The sequence below is a fragment of the Terriglobia bacterium genome (genome assembly GCA_036496425.1).
Lineage (GTDB): Bacteria > Acidobacteriota > Terriglobia > 20CM-2-55-15 > 20CM-2-55-15 > 20CM-2-55-15.
On record DASXLG010000076.1, the window covers coordinates 1 to 11,829 of the forward strand.

The window sequence follows — 11,829 nt, forward strand, 5'->3', positions numbered from 1 at the left end:
CGTCCTCAGAGGTTTCATCATCAATCGATTTCGAGGCGATCGGCGTCTGTTCGACGGAGGACCGCAATTTCTGGAGAAGCACACTGGCCGCCCCTGTTTCGGCGTCCTTCCGTACATCGAATCGCTTCGAATCGATCAGGAGGACAGCGTGGCGCTCGAAGAGCGTCGAACAACACCGGGCGCCTGCCGTGTTGGAGTGATCCGCCTGCCGCATATCGCCAACTACACGGACTTCAATCCACTCGACTCCGTACCCGGCGTATCCGTGGAGTATCTGCCTGACGCCAATGCCGGAAACCCTCCCGACCTTCTGATCATTCCCGGCACGAAAAACACCATTGCCGATCTACGTTGGCTGATCCGTTCCGGTTTCAGGAAGATGATCGCCGCGGCTTTGGAGCAAGGTGGATGGGTCCTTGGCATCTGTGGCGGGTATCAGATGCTCGGATACCGAGTGAGCGATCCTCAACAAGTCGAAGAAGGAGGAACGATGGAGGGCCTGAATCTCCTTCCGGTCGAAACCTCGCTCGAATCGGCCAAGATCACTGTTCAATCCGAAGGTCTTTCTTTCATCGGATCCGCCGTGCGCGGATACGAAATACATATGGGCAGAACCAAAGAGTTGAAACCAGCAACACCATTTCTCACAAAAGACGCCGGGACTACGGATGGGGCAGTCGCCGGCCGCGTCGCTGGAACCTATTTTCACGGGCTGTTTGAAAACGCGGACTTCACGAGAGCGTTCCTGACCAAGGTTGCCGAAAGCCGGCGGCTGGAATGGCGGCCTCCGCAACTTGATTACTCGAAGGACAAGGAATACGACAAGCTGGCAGAAGTGGCACGACAGCATCTCGACATTCCAGGGATCCATAAGCTCCTCGAAAGCGAATAATGCTGCAAGCAACCACAACTGAGTTTGTCGCCGGAGCGTCCTTGGACCTCCTGCTGGGTGATCCGTCGTGGATTCCCCATCCGGTTCGCGGCCTAGGACGAATCGTCGCCTTCGTTGAACGGCCCCTGCGGCGCGTTCCGAATGAGACGTTTGCCGGTTGTTTGCTGGCGGGCTCAGTGGTCCTGGCGGCAGCGATGGTTTCGTGGTTCACAATTTACTGGATTGGCCCCATCGCGTCTGTTTACTGGATTTTCACGTGTCTGGCAGTACGCAGTCTTGACCGGGAAGCCGGCAAAGCGATTCATGCTTTGAAAGCGGGTGACCTCAATGGCGCCCGGAAGCTCACCGGGTACATCGTTGGACGGGACACCGAGGCGCTCTCGGAACGGGAAGTTACCCGTGCGGTTTTTGAAACTGTCGGAGAAAACATGAGTGACGCCATTGTTGCCCCTTTGTTCTTCCTGGCGTTGTTCGGTGTTTCCGGAATGGTTGCCTACAAAGCCATCAATACGATGGATTCGATGATCGGCTACAAAAATGAAAAATACATCCGGTTCGGGTGGGCGGCGGCGCGCCTCGATGATATCGCCAATTACATCCCTGCTCGAATTACGGCCGCGCTCATCGTCGTCACCGCCGCATGCATGCGGCTGCGATGGCGGAATGCGCTCGCGGCAATCCGGAGAGATGCCCGTTTGCAACCTTCGCCGAATTCAGGCTACCCCGAGGCGGCGCTTGCCGGCGCCCTCGGCGTTCAACTCGGCGGCCTGAACTACTACTTCGGACGGCCTTCGCAGAAGCCGTTTCTCGGCGAGCCGATTGAAGAGTTGCAGTGGCGCCGGTTTCCGCAAGTCCGGCGGCTTCTTTACCTGGTGGCATTGCTGTCATACGCACTGGTGGGTCTATGTTTTCACATCCGGTAAGACACGGCGGAAAGGCGCTCATGTTTGCGCGCGACAGGCATGTTGATTATCGCGACGTGCTCGACTTCAGCGCCAATATCAACCCGCTGGGTCCATCTCACAAAGCTCTCGAAGCGATCCGGCAGACAGTGGACCTCGTGGGTGTTTACCCGGATGAATACCCCGTGCGGCTCACACAGTGCCTGTCGGAACGGCTGGAGATTCCCGCCGGCAACATCCTCGCCGGTAATGGCGCGACAGACTTGATTTATTTCTGGATCCGGGCCATTCGCCCGCTGCGGGCAACGCTGATTGTTCCCACATTCAGTGAGTACCGGCGCGCGCTCCAGAGCGTTGGATGTGATATCGAGACCGTTGAATTGAGCGCCGGCGATTTTTTCCGCCTGCCGGCAACAGTGAATGCAAACGGCGTGGTCATTGTGACCAATCCGAATAATCCAACAGGCGCATATATGCCGATCGACGAGATGGCCGAATGGATTGGCCAATTCGATCGCTCGACGCAGATTTTCGTCGACGAGGCGTTCGTCGAGTTTACAGGTCAACCGTCGCTTGTCGGGCAGCTGGATCGCTTTCCGAATCTCTGGATCCTGCGCTCGATGACCAAATTTTATGCGTTGCCGGGATTGCGTCTCGGTTATCTCGCCGGATCGGGCGTATGTGAATTGTTCGACAAGCGCGAGCCGTGGCAGGTGAACAGTCTTGCCGAGGCTGCCGGCATTGCCAGCCTGGAAGACCGGTCTTACGAAGAAGCGACGCTGCAACTGGCACAGCGCGAGAGGATACGCTTGTGGGAGCAATTGCAGGACCTGAACTCGATTCGGGCTTTTCCCACAGCCGCGAACTTCTTTTTTGCACGTTGTTCGAGTGACGATTTACTGGATCAGCTGCTTGCGAGACTGATGGAGAGCCGGATATTGATCCGCGACTGCCGGAATATTGAGGGGCTCCATGGTCCGCATTTTCGGTTTGGGATCAAGAGTAGGGACGAGAATGAGACCTTAATTCGTCACTTTCAACATGTCGAAAGGATTCAAAAGTGATATCGCGCCAAAGGCACATTGTGAAATCGAGCAACATTCCCCTCCGTTTTCAAGGAGGGGTGCCCGCGCGATCAATAAAAAGCTGCGAAGCTTCCTTACTCCGCGCGGACGGGCGCGGAGCGCGAGCCCGAGAGGACGAAGCAGTAATAGTGGTTAGTAAAGAACCGCGAAGCGCTCCTTATTTGTTGATGGAATTTACCAACCGCCCCGTCTGCGCCGCTAAGGAACGGGACCATTTTATTAGTGTCGCAGCCACCCCGCCTTGGAAAGGCGGGGAATGTTGCTGCATCGTTCCCCCCACGCCTTTGTGCAACCCATTTGAGGAGTAATCCATGCTGTGGCTGATGCTTTTCCTCGCGCTCGCGCCGCACCGCATTGTGTCGGTGGCGCCCAGCATCACGGAGATTCTTTTTGCGCTGGGCGCAGGAGATCAAGTCGTTGGAGATACCACATACTGCAACTATCCCGAAGCGGCGAAATTGAAACCCAAAATCGGCGGCTATACAACTCCCGATCTCGAAGCCATCCTTGCACGCCGGCCGGACCTGGTGTTCATGATGAAAAGCCGGCCGGATATCGCTCAAAAGCTCCGCGGAACCGGTATCGACGTTGTCGAACTTCAGCCGGAAACTCTTGCGGGCATCTTCGAGGAGATCCAGACCGTCGCGGCAAAAATAGGAGTGCCCGAAAAAGGCCGTGACCTGGTTCAGTCGATCGATAAGGAGATCCACTCCGGCGCCGTCAGGCCGGGCGCCAGAAAGCCGACCGTGGTCTTTGTTGTTGGCCGTACGCCCGGTACCGTTGCCGATCTTGTGGTTGTCGGTCATGTGAGCTTTTTAAACGAACTGATCGAATTTGCCGGCGGCACGAATGTCTTCAGCGACGCTGTTATCTCGTATCCGCACGTCGGCATGGAAGACATCATTCATCGCGATCCCGACGTCATCATCGACATGGGCCACAACGAAATGATCTCGGAAAGCCAAAAGGCGGACGTCAGGCAAATCTGGCAGAAGTACAACTTTCTCAGAGCCGTGAAGCGCGGGGCCGTCTTCCCGGTCTCTGCCGACTACTTCGTCACTCCCGGCCCGCGCGTGGGGCAAGCCGTGCTCGATATCCGAAAGCTGATCGGGAATTGACGTGTTGACCTTAATAACGGGCGGCGCCCGCAGCGGCAAAACCCGGCAGGCGCTGAACACTGCAACGGAAACAGAGCCCCGCATCTACATGGCGACGGCACAATTGCTGGACGAAGAAATGTCGGAGCGCGCCCGGCGCCATCGCGCCGAGCGGGGTGCACGATGGGAAACGATCGAGGAACCTTTTGAAGTTGCCCGGCGTTTGCAGGAAATAAAAGGATTCGTCGTGATCGACTGCCTGACGCTGTGGCTGTCGAATTGGATGCTCCGCGACAACGCGGAGGTTGATTCGCAGATCGCTGGGCTATGTTCGGTACTGAAACATATCCCGTATCACGCCGTTGCCATAACAAACGAAGTCGGCTCGTCCATTGTGCCTATAAACGCCATGGCAAGGCAGTTCCGTGACTGGTCCGGACTCATGAACCAGCAGGCCGCAGCAATCGCCGATTCGGTGATTTTGATGGTCTGTGGTATTCCCCTGAAGGTGAAGTGATGCGCGCATTTCTTGTAGGCCTTCAGTTCCTGACCCGATTGCCCGTACGGATCAAAACGCCGACAGCGCAGAACATCGCCGATTCGTACTATTTCTACCCGGTCATCGGATTCCTGACGGGACTGGGAGCCGTCCTGGTGCATCATGCCGGCGCACTGCTTTTCCCCTCGTCCTTCTCTATCGTATTGGTGCTCGCGTTTCTTGTCTGGATCACTGGAGGCCTGCACGAAGACGGCCTCGCCGACGTCGCGGACGGAATGGGAGGTGGCTGGACACCTGAACAACGAATATCCATTATGAAGGACAGCCGGATCGGCGCTTTCGGCGCGCTGGCTCTTGTGCTCGCTCTGCTTGCAAAATACTCAGCATTGACCTCGATGGAACCTTCGCGTCTTGATGCGGCGATAGTCTCGGCGCAGATCCTGGGACGGTGGACATTTCTTCCAATGGGATACTTCAATCGATGGGCGCGCGAAGGCCTGGCCGCCGAGTTCATGAAAGGGCTGTCGTTCAAAGCAGTCGCAGCCGGCACAGCCCTGGCGGTGGTGCCTGTAGTCTTGCTCGCCAGAATCCATGGCGCGGTCGCAATGGCTGCGGCAATCGTGTTGATGGCCGTCCTGTCCGTCTATTTCAAGAGACGGATCGGCGGGGTCACTGGAGATTGTTTTGGCGCAACATTTCAGCTGGTGGAGGTCGCAACCTATGCCGTTTTCCTTTCCTGAAATCCAACGTCCCGGCCGCGAACTGCAGCCTGTCGTGCAGAAGCATCTGGACAGTCTGACTAAGCCTCCCGGAAGCCTGGGACGCCTTGAAGAACTCGCCAGGAGCTTTTGCGTTATGCGCGGCTCCGCCGAGCCGGTGTTGAACAAGCGGGCTGTTTTTACGTTTGCCGCCGATCACGGTGTGTCGCAATCGGGCGTAAGCGCCTATCCGCGGGAAGTGACGGCACAAATGGTCCTCAATTTCATCAGAGGCGGCGCCGCCATCAATGTGCTGTGCCGCCACTATGGAATCGAGAACGTTGTGGTGGACGCGGGTGTCGATTATGACTTCGGCGGACTTGAAGGTCTCATCAACCGAAAAATCGCCTGCGGCACTCAAAACTTTCTGGAAAGACCCGCGATGACGGAAGACCAGGCTTTTCGCGCCATCCAGATCGGAATCGATCTGGCAAAAGACTACGATCTGATCGGCACGGGAGACATGGGGATCGGAAACACGACGTCGAGTGCCGCCATTCTCTCGGTGCTCACGGGAATGAGGGCCGAAGATGTCGTCGGGCGCGGTACTGGAGTTGACGAAGATCAGATGAAACACAAGGCAAACGTCATCAGAGATGCTCTCGAACGGCACAAACCGGATCCCGCCAGGCCGCTGGATGTCCTCGCAAAAGTCGGTGGCTTCGAGATCGGAGCAATCGCTGGAATCATCATCGGCGCAGCGTCGCGGCGTATTCCAGTTGTGGTCGACGGATTCATCTCTGGAGCCGGCGCCATGATTGCGGTCTCGCTGAACCCGGCGTGCCGGGATTATCTGTTCTTTTCGCATTTGTCGCGCGAGCGCGGACACAAACGCATGCTCGAATTCTTGGATGCCCGGCCGATCCTGGATCTCGACATGTGCCTCGGAGAAGGAACAGGAGCCGCCGTGGCCATCGACATCATTACTGCGGCAACGCGCATATACAACGAAATGGCGACGTTCGAATCGGCGGCCGTTTCCAGGAAATGAATCTGACGACCAATGACACCACCGTCTGGCTCGTGCGTCACGGCTTGCCTGAAGGAGTCGAGGGGCGTTGCCACGGAAGGCTGGATGTTCCATTATCCGCCGAAGGGATTGTGCAGGCCCGGGAGACTGCAGCCCGGCTGGCTGAGCAAGACCTATCCGCGGTCTACTCGAGCGGATTACGACGGGCGATCGAGACCGCCCGGATATTGGCCGATAGATTACGCCTGGACATCAGGACGATGGAGGGCCTGGCGGAAATCGATTTCGGCGATTTCGAAGGCATGACCTACGAGGATATTCAGCAACAGTATCCGGAGGCATTCGAATCCTGGATGCGGCATCCGGCGGAAGCGCAATTTCCGAATGGCGAAAGCCTGAGCGGCCTCGCTGCACGGGTGAACACGGTGCTCGATTCCCTGTTGAGCCGGCATCGAAACGAATCAATTGCGGTCGTGGCTCATTCCGGCGTCATCCGGTATCTCGTTGGGCAGGCGCTCTCGATGCCGAAGGATCAGATATTCCGCCTGTCGCAACGCTATGGCGCCCTAAATCGGATCCGATATTCCGAGCATGGCCCGATCGTCGAATTGGTCAACGGATGATTTTTACGAGGAGTTCTGATGAGTGATTTCAACGATGCGGAACGCGCAGCAGTTTATAAAGCGATCAGCCTGAGACGGGATATACGGCGCCAGTTCGAATCCACTCCGGTCCCGAAGGACGTCCTGATTCGAATCCTGTCGGCGGCACATCGCGCGGGATCCGTCGGCTTCATGCAGCCGTGGGATTTCATTCTGGTCGAGGATCGCGGGACCAGGCAGCACATCTTGAACAGCTTTGTGCGTGAACGCGACCGCGCGGCGGAGTTCTACGATTCGCAGCGAAAGGAGGTCTTCCTGTCTTTAAAGCTGGAGGGGATCCTGGAGTCTGCGCTCAATTTATGCATCACATGCGATCGGACTCGCGGGGGTCCGCACGTTCTCGGACGAAGTTCCATCCTGGAAACGGACCTGTACAGCACGTGCTGCGCTGTTCAGAATTTGTGGCTCGCCGCCCGAACGGAGGGCATCGGCGTAGGCTGGGTGAGTATCCTGGATCCCCTGGAACTCGCGAGGATTCTGGGTTTGCCCGACAACGTTGTTCCGGTGGCTTATTTGTGCATGGGATATGTCCGGGAATTCCCGCCTGGACCTGAACTTGAACGGGCAGGTTGGCGTCAAAGGCTGCCGCTTTCAGGCCTCATCCACTTGGACCGATGGGAGAACAAAGCCGGAGAAACCTGGGAGTTAAAACCGTAATGTAAATTGCATCATTTCGACGTTTCTTCATTTCTTCACATGCTGCCTGGTAGCCTGTTCGCTATTGATTCGCGAAGTCGGCAGCATCCCGTTCATTGTCGATGCAGAAGTATTCATGGATTTCGCCACCCGGCGAGCCATCATAGTTGGTGTACTCCCACTTGATGTTCCAGCCGCCGCTCCAAGGCCGCGTATAGGCGCCTTTGTCATCGATCGTCACTTCATATTTCAGCGTGTCGAAATCGGTGCGGGTGAAGCGCTCGGTGAGGTGCATATAACGCGTGTGCGGCAGACCACCCCGGATAAACCAGAACTTCTCGTTGTAGCCGACGGTATCGATCACCAGTGTTTCTCCCTCCCAGTGGCCGATCGAATCGCCAAAATAACTGGGATTCAACTGGTCCGGGGAAGGGTGTTTCCGGCCGGGCTCCATGGCAATCCTGCGCCAATCGCGATTTTCTCCGTCAATTATGAAAATCCGGCTGAGTTCGGGCTGGTCGATGAACTCCATTCCGTTTGGAACCGTAAAGAAACGCATACCACCGGCGGGCTGGCACCGCGTATGGGGATCGTCCAGGCCACCGCGACTTCGGCGGTACTCGTAAAGCGCCCTGGCCCAATCCTGGAAAGGAACCTGCTCCAGGGAAAGGTTTGTCGGCAGGCCTGTGCCTCCAGTGCCAATCGGACTGCCGCTAGCGACATTCCAAAATCCCTTAACGCCGGGAGCCTGACTCAGGTTCACCCTACCGTCCGGCCAGTGGGGAGTCGGCTTGGAGGGCAGCGACGGCGCAGCGCCGCGGCCGCCACGGCCGCCGCGGCCACCGCGTTGTGCGCCACCGGCTGCGGGCTGCTGCCCTCCGCGGCCGCCACCTCGCCCAGCCTGTGCGCCGCCCGCCGGTGCCTGGGCGAAAAGCATCGGCAGCGTCAACAGCAAAAACAGCACACTGATAGTCACAAAACGGTGATTTCCCATCTTTAACGCTCCTACATTCAGGCTGCGCGCTATCGCGCTTGCGGTCGTTCTGTTTTAGGCTGCGCGCTATCGCGCTTGCGCTCCGCGGCCCCTATTGTTCCTGGTATGTCTGCCCTTCACTCGAACCCGCTCCGAGCTTCTTGCCGGTGCTGGCCATGGTCACCGAGCGGGCGTTGGCGTGCGGACTTCCGTTCTTTGCCTGCGAACCGGCAACGATAATGAGATCGCCGACTTTCATAGTGGTCCGCGTCCAACCGCTTCGCTGAATGACGGCAGGGGCGCCCATTTCGCAGGCCCAATTCACAACTTTGCCGGTCACCTCGTCTTTGACGTCGATGTAGAAATAGGCATGAGGATTCTGCCATTCGATCTTCGTCACAGCTCCCTTCAGGTTCACGGGCTTCTTGCTGTCGTACTCCGCCGCAAAGGAGTGGTGCGCCCACAGAGGCGCCGCCAGCGACGCCGTCAGTATTAAAGCCAAGGCCAGGAAACCAAACTTGTCATATCTCATCGTCGAACCTCCGAGTAAGTTAGTGCGGATTCTTCATTGGGTTAGTGATCCGGGCTCTTCGTCTCGCCAATCGCGTGGTAGTAATCGCGGTCCCTTGTGAGCTTGAAATCGGCTTTCGCCGTGCCGCAGTTCCACGTGCCGGCCAGCGTCCGCCGGTCGGAACCGAGCTTGTCCAGTTTGCCATCGACAAGACAGCGTACCGGCTTCCCCGACTGATCCTTCAATTCCACTTCAAAGTGGACCGTCCAATCTTTCGGATTCAATTTTGCGTTCTGCAGCGCCGCCTGATCGTAGCCTGGATTGACGAGACCGCTGATAACCGTGCCGTCCCAGTCCATGATCAAAGTCACCTGAGCCTGGTTAGGGGTGGTCAAACCCCTCTCCCCGTGCCACGAACCCACCAGGGGATGACCTTCTTGAGCCAAAAGAGGTGCGGCTATAACCAAACACGCAAAACCAAGAAACATGTGAAACGCTCTCGCTTGCATCGATCCTCCCTAGAAATTGAGCCGCGTATTAATGGTGAACGTGCGATTCCCGGTCTTGTTCGTGATTCGCCCGAAGTTTGCCGAATTGATGTCGACAGTCGGGTCGGCCCAAATCGAGTGATTCAACACATTGATTGCATCTATACGCAATTCAAACTCTTTCCTCTCACTGATTTTGATGCGCTTGATCAGATCCGCATCGAATTGGAAACTGGATGGGCCGGTAAGGGTTCGCTTTCCCAAGTTTCCAAGCTGACCGGTGTTCGGATTTACCAGAAGATAGTTCCCCTTGGAGTCCTGAATTGCTTTGTTCGTGCACAAGGTATTCAGAGTTTCAGATGCCGTAAGGTTGCTGCAGCCGGGATCGGAGTTCTGCACAAGACCATCGAAGTATCGTGCTCCCGCAACGTCTTTCGCCGGCACCACATCTCCCTTGGGAAATGACGCGAGGATATTCGGCGTATTCGCTGTGGACGAGCTGAAGGTAGCCGCCGTTGCAGTAAGGCTCAGGGGGCTGCCCGAAGTCCAACTGCCGATTCCGCCAAATTGCCACCGCTCGAGCAGACGCGCCAGCACGCCCGAACTGCTGGAGAGGAACCTGCGATTCGGTCCGACCGGCAACTCCAGGGTGCCGCTGCTGCGGAAGCTATGCCTTCGGTCGAAGCTGAGGAGGGTTTTTTCCATTTGCCGATTATGGACATCACGGAAATTGCTGGCGTTGTCGGCCGAGTCTTCGCCGATTCCCTTGCTGAGCGTGTATGACGTCTGGTTGGTGAACCCATGGGACAGCCGCCGGGTCACCTGCACGATCAACGAATGATAGGTGGAGTTACCGCCGTTTGCATTCAGCGTCACAGTACTGAATTGCGGATTATCCACGAAGTAATTCTCAGGCAGCTTGGCATTTCGAAGGATGCCGCCGTTCACGTTCGTAAAGGCGTTGGTGGTGTTGAAGAAGTTGGCGAGTGAGCCGATTGCGCCGTTCGCGATAAAAGTTCGGGTGGTGGTGAAAGTGCGAAGCGCCGCCGAGCCGGTGCGCGTGACGCCATCGACTACGCCGTATCCGGTAACATTAAGGCCGAGCAGCATTTGATTGAACAAATCGGCATTTCCCCCTTGCTGCGTGATCTTGAACGCTTCGAGAAAGGTGGGGCTTGAGGGAGCCTGCCACTGGTTCAACGGAATCTGATCGTAAAGCTTGGTGCTCTTGTTGCCGGCATACCGGAGTTCCAGGGTGGTATTTTTGGCGAGATCCCGCTGAACCTCCACGTTGAAATTCTGGACATAGGGGTTCACGTACTTGTCTTCATACAACGAAACGGCAACATTACGGTCCGTCAGTAAGACCGGAGCGAGAATCGTGCCTCGGGGCATCGGCAGGACAATGTCGGAGAAATTCTTCCACGCGAGATTGTAAGAAGTATTGACCGAGGTCCAGCGCAGACCCTGAATGCTGCCCAGCGCCCCGTCGAGGTTCGAAAACGTCCGGCCGCCTCCCTGGTAAGTCACGCCGTATCCGGCACGGAGGACAGTCTTGTCCTTTCCAAAATAGGGTATCGACCAACTGACACCTGCTGAGGGACTGAAGTTGTTGAAGTCGTTTTTCCAGATCGTTTGCGGATTCGGAGAGTTTTTGCCGATGAAATCAATCGTCGTCAGGGTACCGTTGAACGTGGTGCCTGTAAGCCCGTGCATCCCGGCTTTCCCGCCCTTCGGCGTTCCCATCAGACCAAACTGATCGTATGGCGTTCCGAAATAATCCCATCGCAAACCGAGATTGACGGTGACACTGGGACGCAGCTTCCAATCGTCCTTAAAGAATGCGTCGAATGAGTTCTGGTGGATCTCCCGGTTCTTATTCTTATTTTTTTGTTCGATGAAATCTCGAAACTGCGGGTCGGTTGCGCTATCGAGTTCGAAATTCTGGGTGATTGAAGCGATGCCCCCGGAGAGATCGGCCAGTATACTCATGGCGCGGTTCTGGTTCGTAACGAGTATGCCCGGGAAAGTCGTGGTGTTGATTCCGGTCACTGCGGCCGTCCCGGGAGCGCCCATCGTCGCGGTCGGCACTTCATTCGCCCCCTGTATGGAGTGGTCGAACGTCCGGTGGCCCTCCGCCCCGATTCTGAACGCGTGTTTTCCGCGCGTGATACTCAGGGTATCGCCGATACTTTTGTCGGCGCTCCACTGGTCCCGGTCTCCCAGACCCACGTCGTAAAAGTTGGAGAAATTGATGGGATTCGCCAGGAAGGGATACCCATCGGCGCTGCCGTCTGCGCTTTTACCCGTGGTGATGAGCTTCAGGAACTCATCTTTGGGATTGAAGGGATTGGTG

Annotated in this window: 13 protein-coding genes; 9 read left to right on the forward strand and 4 right to left on the reverse strand. The window is 56.8% G+C overall.

Annotated features, from left to right (window positions below; all coding sequences use genetic code 11):
- The 9 genes from VGK48_05660 to bluB form a co-directional block, all read left to right on the forward strand.
- The coding region (locus VGK48_05660; protein HEY2380652.1) for a cobyric acid synthase at positions 1–892 on the forward strand (892 nt) is incomplete at its 5' end.
- Entirely contained in the window at positions 892–1,815 is a 924-nt protein-coding gene (gene cbiB / locus VGK48_05665; protein ID HEY2380653.1) for an adenosylcobinamide-phosphate synthase CbiB, read from the forward strand. The genes VGK48_05660 and cbiB, both read left to right, overlap by 1 nt.
- Complete coding sequence (locus tag VGK48_05670; GenBank protein HEY2380654.1) at positions 1,797–2,858, forward strand: threonine-phosphate decarboxylase; 1,062 nt, start codon at positions 1,797–1,799, stop codon at positions 2,856–2,858. Before cbiB ends, VGK48_05670 begins: the two co-directional genes overlap by 19 nt.
- A gap of 332 nt (positions 2,859–3,190) precedes the next feature.
- Complete coding sequence (locus VGK48_05675) at positions 3,191–3,997, forward strand: helical backbone metal receptor (protein ID HEY2380655.1); 807 nt, start codon at positions 3,191–3,193, stop codon at positions 3,995–3,997.
- Position 3,998: 1 nt separating this feature from the next.
- On the forward strand, positions 3,999–4,493 hold the full coding sequence (cobU, locus tag VGK48_05680) for a bifunctional adenosylcobinamide kinase/adenosylcobinamide-phosphate guanylyltransferase (GenBank protein HEY2380656.1): 495 nt from the start codon (positions 3,999–4,001) through the stop codon (positions 4,491–4,493).
- The gene (cobS, locus tag VGK48_05685) at positions 4,493–5,215 is read left to right on the forward strand and encodes an adenosylcobinamide-GDP ribazoletransferase (GenBank protein ID HEY2380657.1); all 723 of its coding nucleotides are present in this window, start codon (positions 4,493–4,495) and stop codon (positions 5,213–5,215) included. The genes cobU and cobS overlap by 1 nt, the downstream gene beginning before the upstream one ends.
- On the forward strand, positions 5,196–6,224 hold the full coding sequence (gene cobT / locus VGK48_05690; GenBank protein ID HEY2380658.1) for a nicotinate-nucleotide--dimethylbenzimidazole phosphoribosyltransferase: 1,029 nt from the start codon (positions 5,196–5,198) through the stop codon (positions 6,222–6,224). Before cobS ends, cobT begins: the two co-directional genes overlap by 20 nt.
- Positions 6,221–6,826 carry an alpha-ribazole phosphatase gene (gene cobC / locus VGK48_05695; protein ID HEY2380659.1) on the forward strand — a complete coding sequence of 202 codons (606 nt, stop codon included), beginning with the start codon at positions 6,221–6,223 and terminating at the stop codon, positions 6,824–6,826. Before cobT ends, cobC begins: the two co-directional genes overlap by 4 nt.
- Before the next feature lie 18 nt (positions 6,827–6,844).
- The gene (gene bluB, locus VGK48_05700) at positions 6,845–7,522 is read left to right on the forward strand and encodes a 5,6-dimethylbenzimidazole synthase (GenBank protein ID HEY2380660.1); all 678 of its coding nucleotides are present in this window, start codon (positions 6,845–6,847) and stop codon (positions 7,520–7,522) included.
- A gap of 61 nt (positions 7,523–7,583) precedes the next feature.
- Here bluB and VGK48_05705 read toward each other — a convergent pair whose 3' ends face one another.
- The 4 genes from VGK48_05705 to VGK48_05720 all read right to left on the reverse strand — a co-directional run.
- On the reverse strand, positions 7,584–8,495 hold the full coding sequence (locus VGK48_05705) for a hypothetical protein (GenBank protein ID HEY2380661.1): 912 nt from the start codon (positions 8,493–8,495) through the stop codon (positions 7,584–7,586).
- 91 nt (positions 8,496–8,586) lie between these two features.
- Positions 8,587–9,006 carry a DUF6152 family protein gene (locus VGK48_05710; protein ID HEY2380662.1) on the reverse strand — a complete coding sequence of 140 codons (420 nt, stop codon included), beginning with the start codon at positions 9,004–9,006 and terminating at the stop codon, positions 8,587–8,589.
- A gap of 41 nt (positions 9,007–9,047) precedes the next feature.
- Positions 9,048–9,380: a hypothetical protein gene (locus VGK48_05715; GenBank protein HEY2380663.1), complete on the reverse strand. Its 333-nt coding sequence runs from the start codon at positions 9,378–9,380 to the stop codon at positions 9,048–9,050.
- A 123-nt stretch (positions 9,381–9,503) separates the two neighbouring features.
- Positions 9,504–11,829, reverse strand: a 2,326-nt coding sequence (locus VGK48_05720) for a TonB-dependent receptor (protein HEY2380664.1), incomplete at its 5' end; no start/stop codon positions are given.